This window comes from Pseudomonas sp. MM213 (assembly GCF_020423045.1).
Taxonomy (GTDB): Bacteria; Pseudomonadota; Gammaproteobacteria; order Pseudomonadales; family Pseudomonadaceae; genus Aquipseudomonas; species Aquipseudomonas migulae.
In genome coordinates, this window is sequence record NZ_CP081943.1 from 2804555 (window position 1) to 2830691 (window position 26137).

The window sequence follows — 26137 nt, forward strand, 5'->3', positions numbered from 1 at the left end:
AGACGTGTTCATCCCGTGCACAAGGGCTCGCGAGAACATCGGTATCCATGCATGATCGACTATGCTTGAGCAGCGAAGGGAAACGGAAGTGGTTCGACACCCCATGGATATCAAGTTCACCAACCGGCTGTCCTACAAGCAAGCCCGGCTTACCGTGCTGGTCGGTTTCATTCTGGGTACGCTGCTCAGCCTGCTGCAAATAGGCATCGATTATGCCAGTGAAGACGCCTCCATCAACCGTGAAATAGTGTCTTTGCTGGAAATCAGCCATAACCCCGCTTCGCGCATTGCCTACAACATCGACGCCGAACTCGCCCAGGAACTGACCCTGGGCCTGCTGCGTTCACCGGCGATCATCGCTGCGCAACTCACCGACAACAACGGCTCGGTACTGGCCAGCGTCAAGCGCCCGCCATCGCAGAGCAGCTATCGGGTGATCAGCGACTTCCTGTTCGGTGCCAACCGGGCGTTCGAAGACCGGTTGTATCTGGATCACTTGCCCAACGAATCCCTCGGCACCTTGCGCCTGGAAGTCGACACCTATTCTTTCGGCAACCGCTTCCTGCGTCGGGCCGAGGTGACCCTGCTCAATGGCTTTGCCCGCAGCCTGATCCTGACCGGCATCCTGCTGGCGCTGTTCTATGTGATGCTGACCAAACCGCTGGTGCGGGTTATCCGCGAACTCAGCAGCCGCGATCCGCGCAGTGTCGAACCGACCTGGCTGGAGTACCCGAGCGGGCATAAAAACGATGAGATCGGCGTGCTGGTCAAGGTTGCCAACCAGCAATTCGAGAACATTGCCACTGAAATCCAGCAGCGGCGCAACGCTGAAAACCGTTTGACCGATTACCTCGGGCAACTGGAAAACATCGTGTCGGCGCGCACCGCCGAACTCAAGGCGATCAATAGCCGGCTCAGCCAGTCCAACCAGGAACTGGAAGTCGCGCGCAGCACCGCCCTGGACATGGCCGAGGCACGCTCGGTATTTCTCGCCAACATGAGCCACGAGATCCGTACGCCCCTCAATGGCTTGCTGGGGATGATCGCGCTGTCCCTCGACGGCCCGCTCAATGCCGAGCAACAGCAACAACTGTCCATCGCCCACGACTCGGGCAAAGTGCTGGTGGAGTTGCTCAACGATATTCTCGACCTGTCGAAATTCGACGCCGGTCAGCTTGAACTCGAACACATTCCGTTCGACCTCGGTTCGCTGATCGAGGACACCGCCAACCTGCTGTCGCAAAACGCGGCGCCAAGCGTCGAACTGACGTGCCTGATCGAACCGACATTCCCGGCGCTGGTGCTCGGTGACCCGACCCGAGTCCGGCAGATCGTCAGCAACCTGTTGTCCAACGCCCTCAAATTCACCCGTTTCGGCCGGGTCGATGTGCGCCTGTCGACGTACGAAGACGGCGTCAGAATCGAAGTCTGCGACACTGGCATCGGCATCGCCCAGGACGCTCAGGTCAAGATTTTCCAGCCATTCACCCAGGCCGGCGCCGGCATTACCCGACAGTTTGGCGGCACCGGGCTTGGGCTGGCGCTGACTTACAACCTCTGCGAAGCCATGCAGGGGCGCCTCACCATCAGCTCGGAAGCCGGTTTCGGGAGCCAGTTCTGCGCCGACCTGCCGCTGCCGAGCCACACCCGCGCCTTCGCCCCGGCCACGCTGCACGGCAAGGTGATCGCGATCACCACCGCCAGCAGCGGCCTGGCGGAACTGTTGAAGAGTCTGTTGCCGGGTTGGGGGCTCGACTATCAGCAGCGTTCGATCGATGACGCGATGATTGATCTGAAGTCCGACGTGGTCATCACCGATTGCCCGGAATGCCTGTTTCGCCTGCGCCCCACCTGTACCGCACCGATTCTGCTGGTGACCGCTTACGGCAGTTTCATGCCCAGCGAACAGGCCAGCGCCCTGGCGCCATTACAACAACAGGCCCGGCCTCTGGCGCGCAATGCGCTGTACCAGACACTGCGGCGAGTGTTGCAGCCGGAAATCAACACCATCAACGATGCGCGACTGGAGGCGCTCACTCCCCAGCGGCGCGGACGGGTGCTGCTGGTGGAGGATAATCCGGTCAATCAATTGGTGGCCAAGGGCATGCTCGGAAAACTCGGCTGCGAGGTGATTGTCGCCGCCCACGGCGGCGAGGCCCTGGATCAGCTGGAGCAAAGCGAATTCGATCTGGTGCTGATGGACTGCAACATGCCGGTGATGGACGGCTACGAAGCCAGTCGGCAAATCCGTCGCAGCGGTCGCTGGCCGCAATTGCCCATCGTCGCCCTGACCGCCAACGCCATGTCCGAGGAACGCGAACGCTGCCGTGCGGCGGGCATGAGCGATTACCTGGCCAAACCTTTCCGCCGGGAAGAACTGGCCGCCCTGCTGGACCTGTGGATGCCCGCTACGACAGTGCTTTGATTTGTCCCAACAAGTGATCAAGGCCCTCGCGCAGATCATTCAAGCGATCCAGATCGACACCGCTGTCACACAACAGTCGGGCTTTGAGCGGCCCGACCTGATCGCGCAACGCCTTGCCCGTGGGCGACAGGCTCAGGTGCACTTCACGCTCATCCCGCGCTGAACGCTGTCGCTGCACCAGTTGCAGTTGTTCAAGTCGCTTGAGCAGCGGCGTCAACGTGCCGGAATCCAGCGCCAGGCGCTCGCCCAACGCCTTGACCGTCGGCTGCTCCGGCGCCGCCTCCTGCCATTCCCACAAAACCAGCATCGCCAGGTATTGCGGGTATGTCAGGCCGAGCTGATCGAGCATCGGCTTGTAAGCGCGGATCACCGCCCGGGAAGCGGCGTACAGCTTGAAGCAGAGCTGGCTGTCGAGCTTCAGGGAATCGACGGACAAGGTATTCATTTGAGCAGGGCTTCGATCTCGCGGCTGAGGTCTTGCGGCTTGGTCGCGGGAGCGAAGCGCTTGACCAGTTGGCCGTCCTTGCCGATCAGGAATTTGGTGAAGTTCCACTTGATGCCCTGAGAACCCAGAACACCCGGTGCGCGTTTTTTCAGTTGCACGAACAGCGGGTGGGCGTCGGCACCGTTAACGTCGATCTTTTTGAACAGCGGAAAGCTGACACCGAAGTTCAGTTCACAGAACTCGGAAATCGCGCCTTCATTGCCCGGCTCCTGCTTGCCGAATTGGTTGCACGGGAAACCGAGCACCACCAGCCCTTGATCCTTGTAGGTCTGCCACAGTTCTTCCAGCCCTTTGTATTGCGGCGTGAAGCCGCATTTGCTCGCGGTGTTGACCACCAGCACGGCTTTGCCGGCGTAATCCGCCAGGGTCTTTTTCTCACCCTTGATGGTGGTGCAAGGGATGCTCAGCAGGTTGTCGCTCATGATTCGGACTCTCGAATGAAAGAAGATGAGGTAAACATAGCAAGCAATTGAATTGTGTGCAATTTAAATTATTGGGTGCCGAATATCTGTAGGAGCGAAGCTTGCTCGCGAAGGCGTCGGGTCAGTCAACATCAGTGTTGAATGTTAAGACGCCTTCGCGAGCAAGCTTCGCTCCTACAAGGGCCCGCATTACGAACGCGGAACGAGATCCAGGCACACAGAGTTGATGCAATACCGCAGGCCGGTCGGCGGCGGACCATCCGGGAACACATGCCCCAGGTGCGCATCGCATTTGGCGCAGACCACTTCGGTGCGGATCATGCCGTGGCTGACATCACGGATTTCAGTCATGGCGCTGTCGCCGATCGGCGCATAGAAACTCGGCCAGCCGCAGCCGGAGTCAAATTTGGTTTTTGAGTCGAACAGCGGCTCATTGCAGCAGATGCAGTGGTAAACACCGTCGGTTTTGGTGCCGTTGTACTTTCCGGAAAACGGCCGTTCGGTGCCCTTGAGGCGACAAACGTTGTACTGCTCCGGATCGAGCATCGCCCGCCATTCTTCCAGGGTTTTTTCCAACTTTTCCATCATCACACCTCAGCAGCTGAAAAAGCCCGATCTGTACCTTTTCCACGGATCGGGCGGCACGTATGATTGCGCCTCGTCAAACGCCAGTCTGGCAGCCAGACCACGCGCATTCAAACGGATTTATGGGTGCTGCCTCTCAAGGCGCCAGGCCTGTGTGAATACGCAGGATTCCCAGTACGGTAGTTCATACACCGCCTGGATCGTTCATTTTCGGGAACACATCGCCATGCAGGTCAGCAAATCGAACAAGCTCGCCAACGTCTGCTACGACATTCGCGGCCCAGTGCTCAAGCACGCCAAACGCCTGGAAGAGGAAGGCCATCGCATCCTCAAGCTGAACATCGGCAACCCGGCGCCTTTTGGTTTCGAAGCGCCGGATGAAATCCTCCAGGACGTGATCCGCAACCTGCCGACCGCCCAGGGCTACAGCGATTCCAAAGGCCTGTTCAGTGCGCGTAAAGCCGTCATGCAGTACTACCAGCAGAAGCAGGTAGAAGGCGTCGGCATTGAAGACATTTATCTGGGCAACGGCGTTTCCGAGCTGATCGTGATGTCGATGCAAGCGCTGCTCAACAACGGCGACGAAGTGCTGGTGCCGGCTCCCGACTATCCGCTGTGGACCGCTGCCGTGAGCCTGTCGGGCGGCAACCCGGTGCATTACCTGTGCGACGAGCAGGCCAACTGGTGGCCGGATCTGGCTGACATCAAGGCCAAGATCACCCCGAACACCAAGGCCCTGGTGATCATCAACCCGAACAACCCGACCGGCGCGGTGTATTCGAAGGAAGTCCTGCTGGGCATGCTGGAACTGGCCCGTCAGCACAACCTGGTGGTGTTTTCCGACGAGATCTACGACAAGATTCTGTACGACGATGCCGTGCACATCTGCACCGCATCCCTGGCCCCGGACCTGCTGTGCCTGACCTTCAACGGCCTGTCCAAGTCCTATCGCGTGGCCGGTTTCCGTTCCGGCTGGATTGCTATCTCCGGTCCGAAACATCACGCGCAAAGCTACATTGAAGGCATCGACATGCTGGCGAACATGCGCCTGTGTGCCAACGTGCCGAGCCAGCACGCGATCCAGACCGCCCTCGGGGGTTATCAGAGCATCAACGATCTGGTCCTGCCGCAAGGTCGCCTGCTGGAACAACGCAACCGTACCTGGGAATTGCTCAACGACATTCCCGGTGTGAGCTGCGTCAAGCCGATGGGCGCGCTGTATGCGTTCCCGCGCATCGACCCGAAAGTCTGCCCGATCCACAACGACGAAAAATTCGTGCTCGACCTGCTGCTGTCGGAAAAGCTGCTGGTGGTTCAAGGCACCGCTTTCAACTGGCCATGGCCGGACCACTTCCGCGTCGTGACCCTGCCGCGTGTCGACGACCTGGACATGGCCATCGGACGAATCGGCAACTTCCTCAAATCCTATCGCCAGTAATCGGACTGGCCGCGTGCGACTTTTCCACGAAAGTCGCACGAGGATTAATTCAGCAACATATCTTTAAGCCTCGCCGGGCATCCCCTCCGCAATCGCTGCCCGGTCGCAAGCTTCGTGACCGCGCCCAACAATCACGGGGCCCGCAACGCGAATCGGCTGACAAACACTTCCCCTGCCCACGTCGGAAATGCCCTGCAAGCGACTAGACTGTTGCTGTAGGACACAGTTTGAAATAGTCACCCGGTTGAATAGCCCGTTGCAGCACCTTATATACCCCGCAGTACGCTACATCTTTAGCAAAAGGAGATTTCTACAACCATGATGCGCATCCTGCTGTTTTTGGCCACTAACCTGGCGGTCGTGCTGATTGCCAGCATCACCCTGAGCCTTTTCGGCTTCAACGGGTTCATGGCGGCCAATGGGGTTGATCTCAACCTCAATCAGCTGCTGATTTTCTGTGCGGTCTTTGGTTTTGCCGGTTCCCTGTTCTCGCTGTTCATCTCCAAGTGGATGGCGAAGATGAGCACCAGCACCCAAATCATCACCCAGCCGCGCACACGTCACGAGCAATGGCTGCTGCAAACGGTCGAGCAACTGTCTCGCGAAGCCGGGATCAAGATGCCGGAAGTCGGGATTTTCCCGGCCTACGAAGCGAACGCGTTCGCCACTGGCTGGAACAAGAACGATGCACTGGTCGCGGTCAGCCAGGGCTTGCTCGAGCGATTCTCGCCGGATGAAGTGAAAGCCGTTCTGGCCCACGAAATCGGTCACGTGGCCAATGGCGACATGGTCACCCTGGCGCTGATCCAGGGCGTGGTGAACACCTTCGTCATGTTCTTCGCGCGGATCATCGGCAACTTTGTCGACAAGGTGATCTTCAAGAACGAAGAAGGCCAGGGCATCGCCTACTACATCGCGACCATCTTCGCCGAACTGGTGCTGGGCATTCTGGCCAGCTCCATCGTCATGTGGTTCTCGCGTAAACGCGAGTTCCGTGCCGACGAAGCCGGTGCACGCCTGGCGGGCACCAACGCGATGATTGGCGCACTGCAACGCCTGCGTGCGGAACAAGGGCTGCCGGTGCACATGCCGGACACCCTGAATGCTTTCGGCATCAACGGTGGCATCAAACAGGGGTTCGCCCGCATGTTCATGAGCCACCCGCCGCTGGAAGAGCGCATCGACGCATTGCGTCGTCGGGGCTGACAGGCTCGGCACTAAAAGAAAAGGCCCGCAGTGATGCGGGCCTTTTTTTGTCTGTCCGAGTTTTGTGGTGCTCAATCCGGCCCCATCGCGAGCAAGCCTCGCTCCTACAGGATTTGTGTCGTTCACATAATCGGCGAATTACACAAAACCTGTAGGAGCGAGGCTTGCCCGCGAAGAGGCTGGTAGAAGCAACATCAATTACCGGGCAGAAACCCGATAAACCCGCTCCTCAAGCCGCGTCACGCCGCTTTCGACGAATTTCCAGCTCTCACCCAGAACGTCCTGATCCTCCAGAATCTTCAACGACCACACAGCCCCGAACAACCGCTGCACTTCATCATCAAGCACGGCAAACGGCGGTCCGTCTTTTTGCGTCTGGTCGTAATCCAGCGTGATCAAAAGCCCCAACGCGTCCTTTGGCAGAATCCGATTCAAATGAGCCGCGTATTGCTCGCGCATGGCCGGCGGCAGAGCAATCAGTGCCGCCCGGTCGTACAGGCCGGCGCAATCGGCAACATCGCCGGCCGTCAACTCGAAGAAATCACCACACCACAACTCGATCGAGCCTGCTCGATAGACCTTGAAGGGCCCCTGCTCAGTGACGTTCGGGTCAAAGTGATGTTCGCTGAAGAAATCTTCGACAGCCTTTTCCGACAGCTCAATTCCCAGGACTTCATGACCCTGGTGCGCCAGCCACAACAAATCCAGACTTTTCCCACACAACGGCACCAGTACGCGCGCCCCCTCCTCCAGCCCCAATTGCGGCCAGAAACGTTGCAGATAAGGGTTCACCTGCGGCAGATGGAAGCCGATCTGATTCGACTGCCATCGCTTGTGCCAAAACTCCGGCTGCATAAATATCTCCGAAAATTCGATCAAAACACCCTAAAACTTATATTAGATTTAGATCAATGATCTGACTGAAGATGGGCCCATCTTACTCTCAGGAGCTCCTTCATGTTCCCCAGCCTTTACATCTCTCATGGCTCACCCATGCTGGCACTGGAACCCGGTGCCAGTGGGCCGGCCCTCGCGCGCCTGGCTGCCGAATTGCCGAAACCCCGGGCCATCGTGATTGTTTCCGCGCATTGGGAAAGCAATGAATTGCTGGTCAGCGGCAATCCACAGCCTGAAACCTGGCATGACTTCGGCGGCTTTCCCAAGGCGTTGTTCGAGGTGCAATACCCGGCACCCGGCGATCCACAACTGGCCGTTGAGGTTGTCGAGTTGCTGAAGCGCAGTGACCTGCCCGCCCGCATCGACAGCAAACGGCCCTTCGACCATGGCGTCTGGGTGCCGTTGTCGTTGATGTATCCGCAGGCGGATATCCCGGTGGTGCAAGTCTCGCTGCCCACACGCGGCGGTCCTGAGCTGCAAACCCGCGTTGGCCATGCCCTGAGCAGCCTGCGCGAACACGGCGTGCTGTTGATCGGTTCGGGCAGCATCACCCACAACCTGCGCGAACTGGACTGGCACGCCGGACCGGAAAGCGTAGAACCGTGGGCGAAGGTGTTTCGCGACTGGATGATCGAGAAACTTGAGGCCAACGACGAAGCCGCGTTACACGACTATCGCCAGCAAGCACCGAACGCCGTGCGCAACCACCCGAGCGATGAACATTTGTTGCCGTTGTACTTTGCCCTCAGTGCCGGCGGGGCATTCAGCGTCAGCCACCAGGGTTTCACCATGGGCGCGCTGGGCATGGACATTTACCGCTTCGGATAATGAAAAACCGAGACCTGCGGCGGCCAGGCTCAGACCACATCAACACCGACATGGATCGCATCGTGCCGCCAGAACTCCAGGTCACAATCGATCAACCGTTCGTGTTGGTCGTAATTGACCCGCGCGATGCGCAATCCCGGACTGCCGACCGACACCCGTAACGCCGCCGCCGCATCCACCGACAACGCCGTCGGCACGATCTCGAAGCGCACCCGCCCGTAATGCAAATCGTAATGCCGCGCGTACAGCTCGGTAATCGACTGATTCAGATCAAACTCCAGAATCCCCGGGAAATACTGCGGATTGAGGTAGTGCTCCACATACAACACCAGCCGCTCATCAATTCGCCGTGCGCGGCAAATCTGAATCACGCTCGACAACGCCGGCAACTGCAACCAGGCACAGACCGCCGCCGACGCAGGCTGCAAGCGTGCCGAAATCACCTCGGTAGACGGCACCCGCCCTTGAGCGCTGACCATCGCGTGAAAGTGGCTGCGCTGCATCAGGTTGTAAGCCAGGCGCGGTGGCGACACGAACCAGCCCCGGCGTTCTTCGCGATAAATCTGCCCTTGGGCCTCCAGCTGCAACAACGCTTCGCGCACGGTAATGCGTGTCGTGCCGAACAACTCACTGAGCTTGCGCTCCGCCGGTAACTTGCTGCCAGGCGCCAACAGGCCGTGGTCGAGCTGTTCCTGAAGAACCTGCCCGATGGCTGTCACCGCTTTGGTTGTCTCGATGCGCATCAACGTTACCTATCTGGACTAGACCAGCACTGTTTCGGAGCAGAACCGTCATTTGAAACGACTCCGTCAACTTTCAGCAAGCCTAGGCACTGCACATGACTGACAGATGACAAAGGCGCTGAACGGTGCAGTCAAACGTGTGCAATTTAACGGCCAAGTCCTTTCATATCAGTTCTTTAGCCATGGTCTACGCTTACTCGCAAGCCTGAGCGTTGATCTGAAGAAAATGCAGACGGACCGCTGGTCGACATCAAAATGTCATCAGGGGCGCCTAGATTGGCTCAGGTATTGCTGACCTAGACCAACACAACCGCAATCGCAGCGTTGAAAACGCCCAAAGGAGCTTCGGATGAAAAAGCTTTTCCTGGCATCACTGTTAGGTTCGACCATTGCCATGTGCACCGCCGCCATGGCGGCTGATGATTTGAAAACCCTCGAAGCCGCTGCGAAAGCGGAAGGTGCGGTCAACAGCGTCGGCATGCCCGATGACTGGGCCAACTGGAAAGGCACCTGGGAAGACCTGGCCAAGATCTACGGCCTGAAACACATCGACACCGACATGAGCTCGGCGCAGGAAATCGCCAAGTTCGCCGCTGAAAAAGACAACGCCACGGCCGACATCGGCGACGTCGGTGCAGCGTTCGGCCCTATCGCGGTCAAGCAAGGCGTGGTCCAGCCGTACAAGCCAAGCACCTGGGATCAGGTGCCTGCCTGGGCGAAGGATAAGGACGGCAACTGGGCACTGGCCTACACCGGCACCATCGCGTTCATCGTCAACAAAAAGCTGCTGCACGGTTCGGAAGCGCCGACCAAATGGGCCGACCTTAAAACCGGTAAATACAAAGTATCCATCGGTGACGTGAGCACCGCTGCCCAGGCCGCCAACGGCGTTCTGGCGGCTGCACTTGCCAACGGCGGCGACGAGAAAAACCTTCAGCCTGCCCTGGCGCTGTTCGCTGACATTGCCAAGCAAGGCCGCCTGTCCATGGCCAACCCAACGATTGCCACCATGGAAAAGGGTGAAATCGAGGTCGGCGTGGTCTGGGACTTCAACGGTCTGAGCTACAAGGCCAAGATGGCCAATCCGGATGACTACGTGGTGTTGATCCCCTCCGATGGTTCGGTGATTTCCGGTTACACCACCATCATCAACAAATACGCCAAGAACCCGAACGCCGCCAAACTGGCTCGTGAATACATCTTCAGCGATGCCGGTCAGATCAACCTGGCCAAGGGTAACGCCCGTCCGATCCGTGCCGAGCACCTGACCCTGCCAGCCGAAGTCCAGGCCAAGCTGCTGCCGAACGAGCAGTACAAAAAGGTCACGCCGATCAAAGACGCGGATGCGTGGGAAAAAACTTCCAAGGCTCTGCCGCAGAAGTGGAACGAAGAAGTCATCGTCGAGATGAAGTAATGCTTCATTTGTAGGAGCGAGGCTTGCCCGCGAAGAGGGACTTTAATTCAACAGTTATGTTGACTGAAAGTACGCTTTCGCGAGCAAGCTTCGCTCCTACAGGTTTCTACGATATTTCCAGTCTCCCGGAGTCCCGCCCCTATGAAGCACAACGTCATCCTTGTCGTGCTCGACGGCCTCAATTACGAGGTTGCGCGCCACGCCATGGGGCACCTGCAGGCTTACGTCGGCGCAGGACGCGCGGCACTCTACAAACTGGAGTGCGAACTGCCGGCCCTGTCCCGTCCGCTGTATGAATGCATCCTGACCGGCGTCACGCCGATCGATAGCGGTATCGTTCACAACAACGTTTCGCGCCTGTCCAACCAACGCAGCATTTATCACTACGCCAGCGAAGCGGGCCTGAAAACCGCTGCTGCGGCTTATCACTGGGTCAGTGAGTTGTACAACCGTTCGCCGTTCGTGGCCGCCCGGGACCGTCACACCGACGCCCCCGAATTACCAATCCAGCACGGGCATTTCTACTGGAACGATCACTACCCGGACTCGCACCTGTTCGCCGACGCAGAACACCTGCGCCTGCGCCATGCACCGAACTTTCTCTTGGTGCACCCCATGAACATCGACGACGCCGGGCACAAGCACGGCCTCGACACCGCGCAATACCGCAACAGTGCCCGCTCGGCGGACATTATTCTCGCCGACTACCTGCAAGGCTGGCTCGACGCCGGTTACCAGGTGCTGGTGACCGCCGACCACGGCATGAACAACGACCGCTCCCACAACGGCCTGCTGCCGGAAGAACGCGAAGTGCCACTGTTCGTGCTCGGTGACGCCTTCAGCTTCAACGTCGGCGCCGAACCGAAACAGACAGACATCTGCGGCACCGTCTGCGAACTGCTGGGCGTGGCCCACGACAAACCAGTGTGCCGGGAGCTGCTCAAGTGAATGCCATGACTCGCGGCAAATGGCTGGCGGCCTTGTGCCTCGTGCCCTTCGCACTGTTTTTTATCGTGTTCGAGATCGCCCCGCTCATCTGGGTGATGATCAACAGCCTGCAATCGGAAGAGTTCGGCTGGGGCCTGGCCAACTTCACCAAGATCTTCAATTCGAAGTTCTATTTGCAGGCGATCCAGTACAGCCTCGAGATCAGTTTCTGGTCCAGCGTGTTCGGGATCATCATCGCGGTGCTCGGCGCTTATTCCCTGCGCCGTGTCGACTCGAAGCTGCGTAACTTCGTCAACGCCTTCGCCAACATGACCAGCAACTTTGCCGGCGTGCCTTTGGCCTTCGCGTTCATCATCCTGCTGGGTTTCAACGGCAGCATCACCATCATGCTCAAGCAGGCCGGGATCATTCAGGATTTCAACCTGTACTCGAAAACCGGGCTGATCATTCTCTACACGTATTTCCAGATCCCCCTCGGTGTGCTGCTGCTCTACCCGGCCTTCGACGCCCTGCGCGAAGACTGGCGTGAATCTGCCGCGCTGCTGGGCGCCAACGGCTGGCAGTTCTGGCGACACATCGGTTTGCCGGTGCTGACGCCGGCACTGCTCGGCACCTTCGTGATCCTGCTGGCCAACGCCCTCGGCGCCTACGCCACGGTTTACGCACTGACCACCGGCAACTTCAACGTGCTGCCGATCCGTATTGCGGCGATGGTCTCCGGTGACATTTCCCTGGACCCGAACCTCGCCAGTGCGCTGGCCGTTGTGCTGGTGGCGTTGATGACCCTGGTCACCATCGTGCATCAGCTGCTGTTGAAGAGGAGCTACCATGTCTCGCGCTGAATTGGGCCCCGTCGGTATCTATCACCGCGTCGTGGTTTACCTGCTGTTTGCCATTCTGTTGCTGCCACTGGTTGGCACGCTGATCTACTCGATTGCCAGCAGTTGGTCGGCGACCATTCTGCCCAGCGGCTTCACCGTCAAATGGTATGTGCAGCTGTGGAGCGATCCGCGATTCCTGAGTGCTTTTGGCCAATCGCTGCTGGTCTGCGTCGGTGCGCTGATCCTGTCGGTGGTACTGATCCTGCCACTGCTGTTCGTGGTGCATTACCACTTCCCGAAACTCGATGCGCTGATGAACATCCTCATCCTGCTGCCCTTCGCAGTGCCGCCGGTGGTGTCGTCGGTGGGGCTGTTGCAGCTTTACGGTTCGGGGCCGTTCGCGATGGTCGGCACGCCATGGATTCTGATCGGCTGCTACTTCACCGTGGCGCTGCCGTTCATGTACCGCGCGATCACCAACAACCTGCAAGCGATCAACCTGCGCGACCTGATGGACTCCGCCCAACTGCTTGGTGCCAGCACTTTTCAGGCGGCATTCCTGGTGGTGCTGCCGAACCTGCGCAAAGGTCTGATGGTGGCGTTGCTGCTGTCATTCTCGTTCCTGTTCGGTGAGTTCGTGTTCGCCAACATCCTCGTCGGTACCCGCTACGAAACCCTGCAGGTCTACCTCAACAACATGCGTAACAGCAGCGGCCACTTCACCAGTGCGCTGGTGATTTCCTACTTCTTCTTCGTACTGGTTCTGACCTGGGCGGCCAATATCTTGAACAAGGACAAAAGCGAATGAGCTATGTCAGCGTCCAACATCTGCAGAAAAACTATGCAGGCACCACCGTATTCAGCGACATCAACTGCGAAATCCAGAAGGGCGAATTCGTCACCCTGCTCGGCCCGTCCGGTTGCGGCAAATCCACGCTGCTGCGCTGCATCGCCGGGCTGACCTCGGTAGATGGCGGCAAGATCTTGCTGGATGGCGTCGACATCGTGCCGCTGAGCCCGCAGAAACGCGGGATCGGCATGGTGTTTCAAAGCTATGCGCTGTTCCCGAACATGACCGTGGAGCAAAACGTCGCCTTCGGTCTGCGCATGCAGAAGGTCAACAGCGACGACAGCCAAAAGCGCGTTGCCGAAGTATTGAAACTGGTGGAGCTCAACGATTTCGCCGCCCGTTATCCGCACCAACTGTCCGGCGGTCAATGCCAGCGCGTCGCCCTCGCCCGCTCATTGGTAACCCGTCCACGCCTGTTGCTGCTGGACGAACCGCTGTCGGCCCTTGATGCGCGGATTCGCAAGCATTTGCGCGAACAGATCCGTCAGATCCAGCGCGAGCTCGGCCTGACCACGATCTTCGTCACACACGATCAGGAAGAAGCGCTGACCATGTCTGACCGGATTTTCCTGATGAATCAGGGAAAGATCGTACAGAGCGGCGACGCCGAAACCCTCTACACCGCGCCGGTGGATGTGTTCGCTGCCGGCTTTATCGGCAACTACAACCTGCTCGACGCCGACAACGCCTCGAAATTGCTGCAACGACCGATTACGCATCGCATCGCGATTCGCCCGGAAGCCATCGAACTGAGCCTGAACGGCGAACTTGACGCACAAGTGCGCAGCCACAGCCTGCTGGGCAACGTGATTCGCTACCGGATCGAGGCCCGGGGCGTGGAATTGGTGGTGGATGTGCTCAACCGCTCGGCGGCCGATCTGCATCCCGATGGTCAGCGCCTGGCGCTTTCCATCGATCCGACGGCCCTGTGTGAGGTAGCCTGATGACTTTGCTGATGTTGAAGAGAGAACTGCACTGATGGCCCTGGCAATTTTTGATCTGGACGAAACCCTGATCCACGGCGACTGCGCCACCCTCTGGAGCGAACAGATGGGCCGGCTGGGCTGGGTCGATCCCGAGTCGTTCATGCGTCAGAACAACGAACTGATGGACGCTTACAGCCACGGCAAGTTGCGCATGGAGGAGTACATGGCCTTCAGCCTCGAACCGATGATCGGGCGCACACCCGAAGAGGTCGACCACTTGGTCGGGCCGTGGGTGGAAGACTTCATCGAACCGATCATCTTCAGCGACGCAACCAAAGCCATCGCAGCCCATCGCAAGGCCGGTGACCGGATACTGGTGATTTCGGCGTCGGGTACGCACCTGGTCAGGCCGATTGCCGACCGTTTGGGCATCGACGAGATTCTGGGCATCGAGCTGGAAGTGTTGCATGGGGTCTATAGCGGCAACACCGTCGGTACGCTGACCTACCGCGAAGGCAAGATCACCCGTTTACTGGAATGGCTGGATGCGGAGGAGGAAAACCTGGAGGGCGCGAGTTTCTATTCCGACTCACGTAACGATTTGCCGCTGTTGCTTAAGGTAGATTTCCCACACGTGGTGAACCCTGACCCGGTATTGCTCGAACATGCCGAAAAAGCCGGCTGGCCGATCCACCTCTGGAAATAACGCAAAACCTTGTAGGAGCAAGGCTTGCCCGCGAAGGCGTAATTACATTCAACACTTGTGTTGACTGATACACCGCTTTCGCGGGCAAGTCGGATCGCCGCACCGCTCGCTCCTACGGGCTCGGTGTTGTCAGGTCAGGCTTTCGTCGATCACCAACACCAACTTCCCCGCCACCTTGTTCGTCGCCAGCTCGGCAAATGCCGCTTCGGCATCCTTGATCGGGAAGGTCTTCGCCAACTGCGGGCTCAATCGCCCTTCGGCAAACAACGGCCAGACATGCAGGCGTAAATCACTGAACAAATCCGCCTTGAACTGATCGTCGCGACTGCGCAAGGTCGAACCCAGCAACTGCACGCGTTTGGCCATCACCTGCGCCAGATCCAGTTTTGCCTCACGGCCGCCCATCAGGCCAATCAACACCCAACGGCCATCGAGAGCCAGCAGCTTGAGGTTCAGCGCGGCGTAGTTGCCGCCGACCGGGTCAAGAATCACATCGAACGGCCCCAGGTCGCTCAAACTGTCCAGATCGTCGGTACGCACCACGCCACCCTGTGCACCCAATGCTTCGCAATAGGCCAGACGCTCGGCAGAACCGACGCTGACCCAGCACGGGTTGCCAAACGCCTTGCACAGCTGAATGGCAGCTGAACCGATTCCACTTGCTCCGGCGTGAAGAAGAACTTTCTCACCCGGTTTGAGCGCAGCCAATTGAAACAAATTCAGCCAGACGGTCGCATAGACTTCGGGCAGCGCTGCCGCCTCGGCCAGGGACAATCCTTCGGGGACTGGCAGCACATGCCGTCCGTCGACAACCACCTCTTCGGCCATCCCGCCCCCGGCCAGCAAGGCGCAGACCCGATCACCGACCTGCCAGGACGAGCCCGGGCCGACCTCACTGATCACCCCGGAACACTCAAGACCCAGTACCTGACTGGCCCCCGGCGGTGGCGGATAAAGGCCCGCCTTCTGTAACAAATCGGCGCGATTGAGGCCCGCTGCCGCCACGCGAATGCGAACTTGCCCTACATCGCATGTAGGACCGGGCTCTTCAACCCACTCCACTTGACCGTCAACGCCTTGCAATGCTTTCACAGTGCCTCCATAGTGAGTCTGGACTGAGCCCGAAGCTGTAGCGCCGGGCTTTTTGCATTATGCGACCGGCCCTTGTGGTACCGGCGACTTCAAAGACGGCCTAATATGCGTTATCAATTGTCCCCGCGTCGAATCAGCATGAAGCATCTGTTCCCCAGCACCGCCCTCGCCCTATTTATTGGTATCGGCCTGATGCCGATGTCGAGCAATACGTTCGCAGCCAATAGCTGGGACAAGCTTCAGCCAGATCGTGACGAAGTGATCGCCAGTCTGAATGTCGTCGAGTTGCTCAAGCGTCACCACTACAGCAAGCCGCCGCTCGATGACGCGCGCTCCGTGATCATCTACGACAGCTACCTCAAGCTGCTGGATCCGTCGCGCAGCTACTTCATGGCCAGCGACATTGCCGAATTCGACAAGTGGAAAACCCAGTTCGACGACTTCCTCAAGAGCGGCGACCTCAACGCCGGGTTCACCATCTACAAGCGCTACCTGGACCGCGTAAAAGCGCGTCTGGACTTTGCCCTTGCGGAGCTGAACAAGGGCGTCGACAAGATCGACTTCACCGCCAAGGAAACCTTGCTGATCGATCGCAAGGACGCGCCTTGGCTCAAGTCCACCGCAGAGCTCGACGACCTGTGGCGCAAACGCGTCAAGGACGAAGTGCTGCGGATGAAGATTGCTGGCAAAGAGCCCAAGCAGATTCAGGAAACGCTGACCAAGCGTTACAAGAATCAGCTCTCGCGCCTGGACCAGACCCGTCCGGAAGACATCTTCCAGGCGTACATCAACACCTTCGCCATGTCCTACGACCCGCACACCAACTATCTGTCGCCGGATAACGCGGAGAACTTCGACATCAACATGAGCCTGTCCCTCGAAGGCATCGGCGCTGTGTTGCAGAGCGACAACGACCAGGTGAAAGTCGTGCGTCTGGTGCCGGCAGGTCCTGCCGACAAGACCAAGCAGGTCGCACCGGCCGACAAGATCATCGGCGTTGCCCAGGGCAACAAAGAGATGGTCGACGTGGTCGGCTGGCGCCTGGACGAAGTGGTCAAGCTGATCCGTGGTCCGAAAGGCACCGTGGTGCGCCTGGAAGTGATTCCGGCCAGCAATGCGCCGAACGACCAGACCTCCAAGATCGTGCCGATCACCCGCGAAGCGGTGAAGCTTGAAGACCAGGCCGTGAAGAAGTCAGTCCTCAACCTGAAACAGGATGGCAAGGACTACAAGCTCGGCGTCATCGAGATTCCGGCCTTCTACCTCGACTTCAAGGCTTTCCGTGCCGGCGATCCGGACTACAAGAGCACCACTCGCGACGTCAAGAAACTGCTGACCGAGTTGCAGAAAGAGAAAGTCGACGGCGTGGTCATCGACCTGCGCAACAACGGCGGCGGCTCCTTGCAGGAAGCCACCGAGCTGACCAGCCTGTTCATCGACAAAGGCCCGACCGTGCTCGTGCGTAACGCCGATGGCCGGGTCGATGTACTCGAAGATGAAAACCCGGGCGCCTTCTACAAAGGCCCGATGGCGCTGCTGGTCAACCGCCTGTCCGCCTCGGCTTCGGAGATTTTCGCCGGCGCGATGCAGGACTACCACCGCGCACTGATCATTGGCGGCCAGACCTTCGGCAAAGGCACCGTGCAGACCATTCAGCCGCTGAACCATGGCGAACTGAAACTGACCCTGGCCAAGTTCTACCGGGTTTCCGGCCAGAGCACCCAGCATCAGGGCGTACTGCCGGACATCGATTACCCGTCGATCATCGACACCAAGGAAATCGGCGAGAGCGCCCTGCCGGAAGCCATGCCGTGGGACACCATCCGCGCGGCCATCAAGCCTGCGGTCGACCCGTTCAAGCCATACATTTCGCAGCTCAAATCCGAGCATGACGTACGTTCGGCCAAAGACGCGGAGTTCGTGTTCATCCGCGACAAACTGGCCCTGGCGCAGAAGCTGATGTCGGAAAAAACCGTCAGCCTCAATGAAGCCGAGCGTCGTGCCCAACACGCGGATATCGAAGCCAAGCAGCTTGCGATGGAAAACATCCGTCGCAAGGCCAAGGGCGAAGAGCCGCTCAAAGAGCTGAAGAAAGAAGACGAAGATGTCGCTGCGGCCGAGCCGGACAAGGTCAAACCAGAAGACGATGCCTACCTGAGCGAAACGGGTCGGATTCTGTTGGACTACCTGAAACTCAACACCGCGGTTGCCAAACACTAAGTTGTTACAAGCACGATGATGGCAATTTAATGCTGACGCCCCCTTAGCGTCATCAAACAGTCATCATTCTGTCGTGAAATACGGGACTGAGAGCTTTGGCTCTCAGTCCTTTTTTTTTCGCCAGAGACCGCCATGACCACTACCGAACAGCTGAGTGCGTTGAGTTCAATACTGACTCAAAGCGGTTTGCACAGCCTGTTCCAGCCAATCATTTCGCTCTCTGAACGACAGATCATCGGTTACGAAGCCCTCAGCCGTGGCCCCTCCAACAGCCCGCTGCACTCGCCCATCGCCTTGTTTGCCGTCGCCCGCCAGGCCGGTCGTTTGAACGAGCTGGAAATTGCCTGTCGCGAGAGCGCTTGCCGGCGCTTTAATGAGCAGCAACTGCCGGGCAAACTCTTTCTCAACGTGTCGCCGGAATCGCTGCTCGAAGCGGCTCACCAACCGGGTCGGACCCTGCAACTGCTGCAGGATTTCGGCATACCGCCCAGCCAGGTGGTCATCGAACTGACGGAACAGACGCCGACCGACGATTTCCAGCTGCTGCAGAACGCGCTGCATCACTATCGGGCGATGGGCTTTTCCATTGCGCTGGATGATTTGGGGGCCGGTTATTCGAGCCTGCGACTGTGGTCCGAGCTGCGGCCGGACTATGTGAAGATCGATCGGCACTTCATCGACGGCATCCATCAGGATGCGCTCAAGCGTGAATTTGTCGGTTCCATCATGCAAATCGCCAAAGCCTCTCGGGCACAAGTGATTGCTGAAGGGATCGAGCTGCCGGAGGAGCTCGCGGTGTTGACCGATATGGGCGTCGATCTGGTCCAGGGTTACTTGCTCTGCCGCCCTCAAGAACACCCGCCAAGGGAAGCGCGAAACCTGATGCCCAAACAGGACAGCTCTGCGGTGGCGCTGAACGACGAAGGCAGTGACCTCAGTGCTCTTTTGATCGATCAGCCAGCGGTCGCGCGGGGTACGCCGACTGCCACGGTGCTGGAAGCCTTCCGCCGCCAGGCCAACCTGAACTCACTGGCGGTGCTCGATGAGCAAGGCCACCCTTGCGGTATCGTCCATCGGCATTCGCTGTCGGACGCCCTGCTCAAACCCTTTGCCACCGACCTCTTTGCCCGCAAGCCCATCAGCCGGTTGATGAACGACGACTTTCTCGCCGTCGAGATGAGCCAGTCGCTGCAACAAGTCAGCCGCCTGATCACCAGCCGCGCCCGGCAGCGCATCGAGGAAGACTTCATCATCACCCTCAACGGCGGCTATCTGGGACTGGGTCGGGTCATCGACGTACTGAAGCTGATTACTGAACTGAAGATCCAGCAAGCCCGTTACGCCAACCCGCTAACCCTGCTGCCGGGTAACGTGCCGATCCAGCAATGCCTGACGCGCCTGCTGCAACAACAAAGGGAATCAGTGATCTGCTACGTGGACATCGACAGTTTCAAACCCTTCAACGACATCTACGGCTACGGCCGCGGGGACGAAGTCCTGCTGTGCCTGGCGCAATGTCTGAATGATCGCGTCGACCCGTCCCGCGACTTTGTCGGCCATATCGGCGGCGATGATTTCCTGCTGGTGCTCGGGCCGGAAGACTGGCGCAAACGTTTGAACCAGTTGCTCGACGATTTCCAAAGCCAATGCCGGCGCTTCTACCGCAGCGAACACCTGGAAGCCGGCTGCTTCATCGCCCCGAATCGCCAGGGCGTGCGCCAGGAATTTCCGTTGTTATCGCTGTCGATCGGCGTGGTGCATTTGCATCCACAGGCCTGTGGACAACTCGATGCGAGCCAGTTGGCGGAGATGGCGTCGCAGGCGAAACACCACGCGAAGAATGTGCCGGGGTATAGCGTGCATGTGATTGATAGTCTGACGGCGCCCAAGCGAGAGGATGAATTGTTGGTTGGGCAGCGGTGATGGGGCTGATGCCTTCGCGGGCAAGCCTCGCTCCTACGGGATGTGTGTCGTTATTAACGTTCACATCCCGTAGGAGCGAGGCTTGCCCGCGAAGGCGCCGGATCAACCACTAATTATCCAAAGGACCGCGAGCAGCCAACTCTTTCAATTTGATCTCAGCCAACGGATGTCCGGCCTTGGCAGCCATCGCCCAAAACCGGGCGGCCTCATCCGGATCCGGTGCCTTGCTCGCCGTCCCGGCCAGACTGATCACCCCCACCTGATACGCCGCCTTGCCATCCCCCGCCAACGCCGCCAGGCGCAGCAAGCGGACACCTTCCTCACGAGCCCCAAGGCCCACGCCGCGAAAGGCCAGAATGTGGCCATAGAAGCTTTGAGCGTCGACATCGCCCAGGTTCGCCATGCGTGCAAGCTGGCCTTCAAGCCAACTCCAGCCGCGTGGCTGACGCACAAACCACGACCAGTGAAACAACCGGCGAGCCAGCCAGTAACCGGCCCTCGCCTTGAGCTTGAAAAACACTCAGGCTTCCGCCGATTCGGGGTACTCGTATTCGAACACTCGCACCACTTCCGAGGCATGCCACGAGGCGGCGGCGACACCATCGGACGGCCCGGAGAAACGCCCCAGGCGCTCGACGCATTCGAAGAAACCGGTGCGCGGCAGGCGACTGGCGCCCTGGCTGATTACCAACGAGCTGCGCAGCGGCTGCTCGGCCTTGGCGTCCAGTGCGGCCAGGTGCTCAAGGGCCGCGGTCAAGGTTTGCATGGCCGGCGTCGGCAATTGCAGGCGCTCAAGCAACGCGCGGTAGGTCAGCAAATGACGCTGGCGGCGCGCCTGATCCAGCTCGCCCAGCAATCCGTCCCAATGTTGACGACTGATGCGTACGCTCACGATTCTTCCCTCCACCCCGGCACCGTCAATTCCCAGGCCAGGCTGCGGCGAATTGCAGCGTCGGGTTGACGCTCGCCACTTTCGATCAAGGCCAGATAGGACGGGCTGATGCCTACCGTGCGGGCCAGCGCCTCAATGGCGATGCCCTTCCCTTCGCGCAAACTGCGTAGTTGATCCAGACCCGGAAGAATCTGGTCTGGTGTGGCCACGCGCTGCACAGGGGCCTCGCGCGGCGGTTGTTGATCGATGCCTGCAGCTTTGAGTAGAGCCTGATACTGAGCCCACGGAACAACCGCATACTCGGGCTCGCCTTCGCGTGTGATTATCTGAATATCCATGACTTCCCCGTAGGACAACGACACTTAGCGAGTCGGCGCTTTTCCTTAGAAGTGTAATCCTAACAGCGGCCAAGGTCGCGGGGGTATGAATATAGGGATGATCCTGAATCGACTCAGGTTTTTTTCGGGCCCTGCAGTTGAAGTTGTTCCAGGGTATCGGGCAAGCGCTCGACCACCGCGAGCTTCTCTGGCACCTGGCGATTGCGCCAGGCGCGGAAGGCGTTGAGCTCGTCGTCGAGAACCTTCATCAGCCAGGCGAGCACGGCGATGTCATCGAACATGCCGAACACCGGAATGAAATCCGGAATCGCATCCACCGGGCTCAGGAAATACATCAAGCCTGCCACCACCGAGATCAGCGCTTTAGGGCTGATGGCCCGGTATTCACCGCGCCAGTAAGCCAGGCACAACGCCTGCAACAAGCGCAGGTCGTCTTTGAGCTTGCCCAAACGGTTGCCCTGGCTGGCACCTTTGCTGGCTACCGCGAACAATAACGTCGGCAAACGCCCACGAGCTAACAGACGTCCGGCCAGTGGCAGGAAACGAGCGAAATTCCAGGGTGCTTTCATCATTCCTCCCGCTGAAATGTTATCCACACAAATTGTGGATAACCTTGTGAACAGAGCTGCATTTCACGGCTGAAAGCCCCGTTTCATAAGGGCTCAACTCAGATCGGGCGTTTTTTACTCACATAAAAAAACCCAAGATTTCATTGACTTGGCGCTCCGCCGCGGCTAGCGCAGGCGCTCTCAATGGCTATGACTCCAGCCTGAAACATCCGTTCGCTTTGTTTACCCTTGCCGGACGCCAGATGCAACAACGCCCCGCATAAGCGAGGCGTTGTTGTCAGGACAAACGCTAATTACTTGGCAGCGTCGTCTTGTTTTGCCGGGTCCTTGATCGCCAGCAGTTCCAGGTCGAATACCAGCACCGAGTTGGCTGGAATCGCCGGGCTTGGGCTTTGGGCGCCGTAAGCCAGCTCGCTAGGGATGAACAGTTTGTACTTCTCGCCAACGTGCATCAGTTGCAGGCCTTCGACCCAACCCGGAATCACGCCGCTGACCGGCAGATCGATCGGGCTGCCACGCTCGACGGAGCTGTCGAACACGGTGCCGTTGGTCAGGGTGCCGGTGTAGTGAACAGTCACCACGTCGGTCGGCTTAGGCTGTGCGCCATCAGCTTTCTTGACCACTTCGTACTGCAGGCCCGAAGCCGTGGTGGTGACACCGGCTTTCTTGGCGTTGTCTTCGAGGAATTTCTTGCCGGCGGCTGCCGACTCTTCACTCATTTTGGCCATACGTTCTTCAGCACGCTTCTGCAGTGCTGCGAAGGCTTCGACCAACTCGTCATCCTTCAGTTTCTGTTCTTTCTTGCCGATGGCATCTTCAATGCCCTGGGCAACGGCTTTGGAGTCCAGATCATCCATGCCTTCCTGAGCCAGGCTCTTGCCCATGTTCAGGCCAATCCCGTAGGAAGCTTTTTGCGCCGGGGTTTTCAGCTCTACGCTGGTCTGCGAGTCGCAACCCGCAAGTACCAGGCTAACCAGGGCCACCGCCGCCGCCAACCGATGCTGTTTCATGCTATTTCCTTGTTCATGCGCCTAAAGGGCAATCGAGTAAAGCCGCGAGCTTATCAGGCGGCCACGACCAATGGCTACCGGCATGAGAGCAGGAAACTTCTGATAAGTTCAGGTGTTTTAACGCATTTCCGGAATCGGATGATGAAGCTTCTGTCATCTTCGCCCCACAGGGACGACTGCTTCGTCCCACAACAACTGAAGTAATGGCCACTTGCCCCACGATTGCAGCTGAGGCATAAGAGAGCGACAACTCGACAAGGATGTTTAACTTGCGCCTCTTTTATCGCTTTCTGATTCTGATCGTTGCACTGCTGGGCCTCGCCCTCGCCGTGATTCTGTATTACGTCGCCAACCCGAAACTGCCGAACTGGTCGCCAGCACAACAAGTGCATTACCTGGAGCAGTGGAGCGCGGCCGACCGCCAGACCTACTACTTCACGCCCCAGGGCACTCAGGTCAAAGGCTTGCGCTACGAGTGGTTCAATGCGCTCGAACTGCCCTTTTCGCAACAACGATTCGCCAGCCCGGAGTACCTTGCGCGCTTCGGCTTCCTGGTCGATCCCGGCCAGAAAGCCACGCCGAACAACCCCGGCAACCTGCCCGTGGGTTTCGCCCGCCATCAAAACCCCGGCAGCCAGGATCAGTTTCTGGACATCACCTGCGCCGCCTGCCACACCGGCGAATTGCGTTTCAACGGTCAGGCCATCCGCATCGATGGTGGTTCGGCGCAACACGTCTTGCCGTCCAGCGTTCCGACACTGCGCGGTGGCAGTTTCGGACAAGCTCTGGTCGCCAGTCTGACGTCGACTTACTACAACCCATGGAAATTCGAACGTTTCGCTCGCAACGTGCTGGGCCAGGAATACGACGCCCGGCATCAACAGCTGCGCAAAGACTTCAAAACCTCTCTCGATACGTTCCTGAAAGTAGCCTGGAACGACACCCATCGAGGGCTCTACCCGACCGAGGAAGGCCCTGGCCGCACCGACGCGTTCGGGCGCATTGCCAACGCCAGTTTCGGCGACGCGATCTCACCGGCCAACTACCGGGTGGCCAATGCGCCGGTCGACTACCCGCAACTGTGGGACATGTGGACATTCGACTGGGTGCAGTGGAACGGTTCGGCGCAGCAGCCGATGGCCCGCAACATCGGCGAGGCGTTGGGCGTAGGCGCCACGCTGAATTTCTTCGACAGCAACGGGCAGCCACTCAAGGGCGACTACCGATATCCGTCCAGCGTGCGGGTGCGCGATTTGCACCTGATCGAAGAAACCCTGCAACGACTCAAACCGCCTGCCTGGCCGGAAGAGCTGCTGGGCGCTGTCGACAAGCCTTTGGCCGCCAAAGGTCGCGCACTGTTCACCGAGAACTGCGCCGGTTGCCACGTTCCGCGGACGATCCAGGAAGGCGAGCGCTGGGTGCAGCAGTTGCACATGCTGCCCGTCGACGTCATCGGCACTGATCCGACAGCGGCGAACAACATCGCCAACCACCGTTTCGACCTGACCGCGCTGCAATGGGACCCGACGGAGCTGGCACAGATGGACGTGAAGCTGCACCCGACCCCCGAGGAGCCGCTGGACCTGAGCCAGCTTTCGGTGGCCAAGGGGCTGGCCTACGTCACGGCGTTCGTCGAGGACCGGGCTTACCGGGAGGCCAAGGTCACAGCGGCAGAAAAGCCTCGGCTCGATGGCTTCGGCCTGCCGATCGGCGTTCGTGAAAAAGTGGCTTACAAGGCTCGACCGCTGTCAGGCGTCTGGGCGACCGCACCGTTCCTGCACAACGGCTCGGTACCAAGCATTTATCAATTGCTCTCGCCTCAGGACGAACGCGCGGGCACCTTCTATAAAGGCACGTTCGAGTACGACCCGAAACACCTGGGCTATCGCACCGAAGCCTTCACCAATGCATTCCTGTTCGATACGCGCATTACCGGCAACCACAACAGCGGCCATGAATTCCGCGCGGGTAAACGCGGCAACGGGGTGATTGGCCGACTGCTGCAACCCGAGGAACGCTTTGCGTTGCTGGAGTACCTGAAAGTGCTGGGCGGCCCGCTGGAGGCGCAATTGCCATGATCATGACCACCTTCAAGAAAGATTTGCCGCTGTTTGCCCGGTTCTGGTTGTGGCTGGGCCGCCTGCTCGGCAAAACCCTGCTGGTTTTGCTGTGCATCGGCTTGCTTGGCTGGGCGCTGGCCACTGCCTGGTTTGCCTGGCAGCACCGCGGACCGGTCTCGGCACTGGAGCAGATTCCGGATGGCGAAGCCGCCATGACCCAGGACGTGATCCAGACCGCCGTGCGGATTGTCGATCAACACCGTGAAAGCACCCGTTATCTGCGTGATGCCCATGCCAAGGCCCATGGCTGCGTAAAGGCCGAGGTGCAGGTGTTGCCGGATCTGGCGACAGAGTTGCGTCAAGGTGTGTTCAGTGAACCGGGCAAGACCTGGCAAGCGACGATGCGCCTGTCCAACGGCAATGCCTATCCGCAATTCGACAGCATCCGCGATGCGCGGGGCATGGCGATCAAACTGCTCGATGTGCCAGGCAAGCAACTGCTCAGCGATCAACAGCGTCGCGGCGAACAGGACTTCGTGATGTTCAGCCATCCGAACTTCTTTGTCAGCGATGTCGCCGAATATCGTCAGAATGTCGCCGCCCAGGCGGACGGCAAGAAGGTGATGGCGTTCTTTCCGGGCTGGGACCCGCGCACCTGGCAGGTCCGTCATCTGTTTATTGCCTTGGCGACACTTTCTCCGCCACCACCGAGCCCGACCCAGACGACATACTTTTCGGTTTCGCCCTACAAATTCGGCGAGGCCAATGCCAAGTTTCGGGTCATGCCCGACCCAACGAACTGCCCGACCTATGCTTTGCCCGCGCAAAACCAGAAGTTGCCGAACTTTCTGCGCAATGCGCTGAACCAGCAACTGTCGACCGATCGGGTGCCCGCCTGTTTTGTCCTGCAGATCCAGCGGCAGGATGCAGGCAAGTACATGCCGATCGAAGACACCAGCGTTGAATGGAAGGAAAGCGACGCGCCTTTCCAGACGGTGGCGCGGATCAACGTGCCCGCCCAGGACTTCGACACGCCAGCGTTGAACCTGCAATGCGACAACCAGTCGTTCAATCCATGGTTTGGTGTTGAGGCCCATCGCCCGATTGGCGGCATCAACCGCTTGCGCAAAGCTGTTTACGAGGCGGTCAGCGATTACCGACACAGCCGAAACGCCGAACAGTAGGCGGGCACAAACGAAAAAAGCGACCCGAAGGTCGCTTTTTTAATGGAAGTCGGCATAAAGCCAAACTCCAGACAGCAAAAAAGCCCGCTTAAAGCGGGCTTTTTCCGTGGTGACCTGACGTTCAGTGTTCCAGGT

The 26137-nt window shown here is 59.0% G+C and carries 25 protein-coding genes; 14 read left to right on the plus strand and 11 right to left on the minus strand.

The features are described from left to right. Positions 1-103: 103 nt before the first annotated feature. On the plus strand, positions 104-2425 hold the full coding sequence (locus K5R88_RS12665; protein WP_317851275.1) for a hybrid sensor histidine kinase/response regulator: 2322 nt from the start codon (positions 104-106) through the stop codon (positions 2423-2425). Here K5R88_RS12665 and K5R88_RS12670 read toward each other — a convergent pair. The 3 genes from K5R88_RS12670 to msrB all read right to left on the minus strand — a co-directional run bounded on the left by K5R88_RS12670 (position 2409) and on the right by msrB (position 3937). Then, complete coding sequence (locus tag K5R88_RS12670) at positions 2409-2870, minus strand: MarR family winged helix-turn-helix transcriptional regulator (protein ID WP_008030355.1); 462 nt, start codon at positions 2868-2870, stop codon at positions 2409-2411. The two genes, K5R88_RS12665 and K5R88_RS12670, sit on opposite strands and share 17 nt — an antisense overlap. Beyond that, a complete protein-coding gene (locus K5R88_RS12675; RefSeq protein ID WP_008030357.1) occupies positions 2867-3352 on the minus strand; it encodes a glutathione peroxidase in 486 nt (161 codons plus the stop codon). Before K5R88_RS12675 ends, K5R88_RS12670 begins: the two co-directional genes overlap by 4 nt. Positions 3353-3541: 189 nt before the next feature. Then, on the minus strand, positions 3542-3937 hold the full coding sequence (gene msrB / locus K5R88_RS12680) for a peptide-methionine (R)-S-oxide reductase MsrB (RefSeq protein ID WP_223453127.1): 396 nt from the start codon (positions 3935-3937) through the stop codon (positions 3542-3544). A 226-nt stretch (positions 3938-4163) separates the two neighbouring features. Here msrB and K5R88_RS12685 point away from each other — a divergent pair, with 226 nt between their 5' ends. After that, positions 4164-5375, plus strand: coding sequence for a pyridoxal phosphate-dependent aminotransferase (locus tag K5R88_RS12685; RefSeq protein ID WP_008030363.1), 1212 nt, complete (start codon positions 4164-4166; stop codon positions 5373-5375). A 318-nt stretch (positions 5376-5693) separates the two neighbouring features. Further along, a complete protein-coding gene (gene htpX / locus K5R88_RS12690) occupies positions 5694-6581 on the plus strand; it encodes a protease HtpX (protein WP_008030365.1) in 888 nt (295 codons plus the stop codon). A gap of 198 nt (positions 6582-6779) precedes the next feature. Here htpX and K5R88_RS12695 read toward each other — a convergent pair whose 3' ends face one another. Continuing rightward, positions 6780-7436 (minus strand): thiopurine S-methyltransferase, encoded by a 657-nt coding sequence (locus K5R88_RS12695; RefSeq protein ID WP_008044357.1) that lies wholly within the window; start codon positions 7434-7436, stop codon positions 6780-6782. Positions 7437-7538: 102 nt separating this feature from the next. On the opposite strand from K5R88_RS12695, the gene K5R88_RS12700 reads away from it, so the two are divergent. Further along, entirely contained in the window at positions 7539-8306 is a 768-nt protein-coding gene (locus K5R88_RS12700) for a DODA-type extradiol aromatic ring-opening family dioxygenase (protein ID WP_226300066.1), read from the plus strand. A gap of 29 nt (positions 8307-8335) precedes the next feature. Here the strand turns inward: K5R88_RS12700 and K5R88_RS12705 are convergent, their stop codons facing one another. After that, positions 8336-9049, minus strand: a complete 714-nt coding sequence (locus K5R88_RS12705) for a UTRA domain-containing protein (protein ID WP_008030372.1) — start codon at positions 9047-9049, stop codon at positions 8336-8338. Positions 9050-9398: 349 nt separating this feature from the next. Between K5R88_RS12705 and K5R88_RS12710 the strand changes: the two genes are divergently transcribed. From K5R88_RS12710 to K5R88_RS12735, 6 genes are all read left to right on the plus strand, one after another. Then, positions 9399-10463 carry an ABC transporter substrate-binding protein gene (locus K5R88_RS12710; RefSeq protein ID WP_192227871.1) on the plus strand — a complete coding sequence of 355 codons (1065 nt, stop codon included), beginning with the start codon at positions 9399-9401 and terminating at the stop codon, positions 10461-10463. A 141-nt stretch (positions 10464-10604) separates the two neighbouring features. Beyond that, entirely contained in the window at positions 10605-11411 is an 807-nt protein-coding gene (locus K5R88_RS12715) for an alkaline phosphatase family protein (RefSeq protein ID WP_226300067.1), read from the plus strand. 5 nt (positions 11412-11416) lie between these two features. Beyond that, positions 11417-12253: an ABC transporter permease gene (locus K5R88_RS12720; RefSeq protein ID WP_162130714.1), complete on the plus strand. Its 837-nt coding sequence runs from the start codon at positions 11417-11419 to the stop codon at positions 12251-12253. Then, positions 12240-13040, plus strand: coding sequence for an ABC transporter permease (locus K5R88_RS12725; RefSeq protein WP_192227873.1), 801 nt, complete (start codon positions 12240-12242; stop codon positions 13038-13040). Before K5R88_RS12720 ends, K5R88_RS12725 begins: the two co-directional genes overlap by 14 nt. Beyond that, complete coding sequence (locus K5R88_RS12730; protein ID WP_008030381.1) at positions 13037-14026, plus strand: ABC transporter ATP-binding protein; 990 nt, start codon at positions 13037-13039, stop codon at positions 14024-14026. Before K5R88_RS12725 ends, K5R88_RS12730 begins: the two co-directional genes overlap by 4 nt. A gap of 34 nt (positions 14027-14060) precedes the next feature. Continuing rightward, a complete protein-coding gene (locus tag K5R88_RS12735) occupies positions 14061-14714 on the plus strand; it encodes an HAD family hydrolase (RefSeq protein ID WP_008040903.1) in 654 nt (217 codons plus the stop codon). A 129-nt stretch (positions 14715-14843) separates the two neighbouring features. Here the strand turns inward: K5R88_RS12735 and K5R88_RS12740 are convergent, their stop codons facing one another. Next, the gene (locus K5R88_RS12740; protein ID WP_226300068.1) at positions 14844-15806 is read right to left on the minus strand and encodes a zinc-binding dehydrogenase; all 963 of its coding nucleotides are present in this window, start codon (positions 15804-15806) and stop codon (positions 14844-14846) included. A gap of 138 nt (positions 15807-15944) precedes the next feature. Between K5R88_RS12740 and K5R88_RS12745 the strand changes: the two genes are divergently transcribed. Further along, positions 15945-18026, plus strand: a complete 2082-nt coding sequence (locus K5R88_RS12745) for a carboxy terminal-processing peptidase (protein ID WP_008040905.1) — start codon at positions 15945-15947, stop codon at positions 18024-18026. Positions 18027-18158: 132 nt separating this feature from the next. After that, the gene (locus K5R88_RS12750; RefSeq protein ID WP_008040906.1) at positions 18159-19949 is read left to right on the plus strand and encodes a bifunctional diguanylate cyclase/phosphodiesterase; all 1791 of its coding nucleotides are present in this window, start codon (positions 18159-18161) and stop codon (positions 19947-19949) included. A gap of 109 nt (positions 19950-20058) precedes the next feature. Here the strand turns inward: K5R88_RS12750 and K5R88_RS12755 are convergent, their stop codons facing one another. From K5R88_RS12755 to K5R88_RS12775, 5 genes are all read right to left on the minus strand, one after another. Continuing rightward, a complete protein-coding gene (locus K5R88_RS12755) occupies positions 20059-20469 on the minus strand; it encodes a sel1 repeat family protein (protein WP_008040907.1) in 411 nt (136 codons plus the stop codon). Continuing rightward, positions 20470-20841 carry a hypothetical protein gene (locus K5R88_RS12760; RefSeq protein WP_003223109.1) on the minus strand — a complete coding sequence of 124 codons (372 nt, stop codon included), beginning with the start codon at positions 20839-20841 and terminating at the stop codon, positions 20470-20472. Next, complete coding sequence (locus K5R88_RS12765) at positions 20838-21179, minus strand: helix-turn-helix domain-containing protein (protein WP_008040908.1); 342 nt, start codon at positions 21177-21179, stop codon at positions 20838-20840. The genes K5R88_RS12760 and K5R88_RS12765 overlap by 4 nt, the downstream gene beginning before the upstream one ends. 113 nt (positions 21180-21292) lie before the next feature. Continuing rightward, complete coding sequence (locus tag K5R88_RS12770) at positions 21293-21748, minus strand: YkvA family protein (protein ID WP_192227878.1); 456 nt, start codon at positions 21746-21748, stop codon at positions 21293-21295. 293 nt (positions 21749-22041) lie between these two features. Continuing rightward, positions 22042-22758 carry an FKBP-type peptidyl-prolyl cis-trans isomerase gene (locus tag K5R88_RS12775; protein WP_008040911.1) on the minus strand — a complete coding sequence of 239 codons (717 nt, stop codon included), beginning with the start codon at positions 22756-22758 and terminating at the stop codon, positions 22042-22044. A gap of 269 nt (positions 22759-23027) precedes the next feature. On the opposite strand from K5R88_RS12775, the gene K5R88_RS12780 reads away from it, so the two are divergent. Both K5R88_RS12780 and K5R88_RS12785 read left to right on the plus strand, forming a co-directional pair. Further along, complete coding sequence (locus K5R88_RS12780) at positions 23028-24836, plus strand: di-heme-cytochrome C peroxidase (RefSeq protein ID WP_226300069.1); 1809 nt, start codon at positions 23028-23030, stop codon at positions 24834-24836. Next, entirely contained in the window at positions 24833-26002 is a 1170-nt protein-coding gene (locus K5R88_RS12785) for a catalase family protein (protein WP_008040913.1), read from the plus strand. Before K5R88_RS12780 ends, K5R88_RS12785 begins: the two co-directional genes overlap by 4 nt. Positions 26003-26137 lie beyond the last annotated feature (135 nt).

Excerpts from the sequence above, each read along its gene's own strand:
- K5R88_RS12665 (WP_317851275.1), top strand. The coding sequence starts at position 104 with ATGGATATCAAGTTCACCAACCGGCTGTCCTACAAGCAAGCCCGGCTT.
- K5R88_RS12670 (WP_008030355.1), bottom strand. The coding sequence starts at position 2,870 with ATGAATACCTTGTCCGTCGATTCCCTGAAGCTCGACAGCCAGCTCTGC.
- K5R88_RS12675 (WP_008030357.1), bottom strand. The coding sequence starts at position 3,352 with ATGAGCGACAACCTGCTGAGCATCCCTTGCACCACCATCAAGGGTGAG.
- msrB (WP_223453127.1), bottom strand. The coding sequence starts at position 3,937 with ATGGAAAAGTTGGAAAAAACCCTGGAAGAATGGCGGGCGATGCTCGAT.
- K5R88_RS12685 (WP_008030363.1), top strand. The coding sequence starts at position 4,164 with ATGCAGGTCAGCAAATCGAACAAGCTCGCCAACGTCTGCTACGACATT.
- htpX (WP_008030365.1), top strand. The coding sequence starts at position 5,694 with ATGATGCGCATCCTGCTGTTTTTGGCCACTAACCTGGCGGTCGTGCTG.
- K5R88_RS12695 (WP_008044357.1), bottom strand. The coding sequence starts at position 7,436 with ATGCAGCCGGAGTTTTGGCACAAGCGATGGCAGTCGAATCAGATCGGC.
- K5R88_RS12700 (WP_226300066.1), top strand. The coding sequence starts at position 7,539 with ATGTTCCCCAGCCTTTACATCTCTCATGGCTCACCCATGCTGGCACTG.
- K5R88_RS12705 (WP_008030372.1), bottom strand. The coding sequence starts at position 9,049 with ATGCGCATCGAGACAACCAAAGCGGTGACAGCCATCGGGCAGGTTCTT.
- K5R88_RS12710 (WP_192227871.1), top strand. The coding sequence starts at position 9,399 with ATGAAAAAGCTTTTCCTGGCATCACTGTTAGGTTCGACCATTGCCATG.
- K5R88_RS12715 (WP_226300067.1), top strand. The coding sequence starts at position 10,605 with ATGAAGCACAACGTCATCCTTGTCGTGCTCGACGGCCTCAATTACGAG.
- K5R88_RS12720 (WP_162130714.1), top strand. The coding sequence starts at position 11,417 with ATGACTCGCGGCAAATGGCTGGCGGCCTTGTGCCTCGTGCCCTTCGCA.
- K5R88_RS12725 (WP_192227873.1), top strand. The coding sequence starts at position 12,240 with ATGTCTCGCGCTGAATTGGGCCCCGTCGGTATCTATCACCGCGTCGTG.
- K5R88_RS12730 (WP_008030381.1), top strand. The coding sequence starts at position 13,037 with ATGAGCTATGTCAGCGTCCAACATCTGCAGAAAAACTATGCAGGCACC.
- K5R88_RS12735 (WP_008040903.1), top strand. The coding sequence starts at position 14,061 with ATGGCCCTGGCAATTTTTGATCTGGACGAAACCCTGATCCACGGCGAC.
- K5R88_RS12745 (WP_008040905.1), top strand. The coding sequence starts at position 15,945 with ATGAAGCATCTGTTCCCCAGCACCGCCCTCGCCCTATTTATTGGTATC.
- K5R88_RS12750 (WP_008040906.1), top strand. The coding sequence starts at position 18,159 with ATGACCACTACCGAACAGCTGAGTGCGTTGAGTTCAATACTGACTCAA.
- K5R88_RS12765 (WP_008040908.1), bottom strand. The coding sequence starts at position 21,179 with ATGGATATTCAGATAATCACACGCGAAGGCGAGCCCGAGTATGCGGTT.
- K5R88_RS12770 (WP_192227878.1), bottom strand. The coding sequence starts at position 21,748 with ATGAAAGCACCCTGGAATTTCGCTCGTTTCCTGCCACTGGCCGGACGT.
- K5R88_RS12775 (WP_008040911.1), bottom strand. The coding sequence starts at position 22,758 with ATGAAACAGCATCGGTTGGCGGCGGCGGTGGCCCTGGTTAGCCTGGTA.
- K5R88_RS12785 (WP_008040913.1), top strand. The coding sequence starts at position 24,833 with ATGATCATGACCACCTTCAAGAAAGATTTGCCGCTGTTTGCCCGGTTC.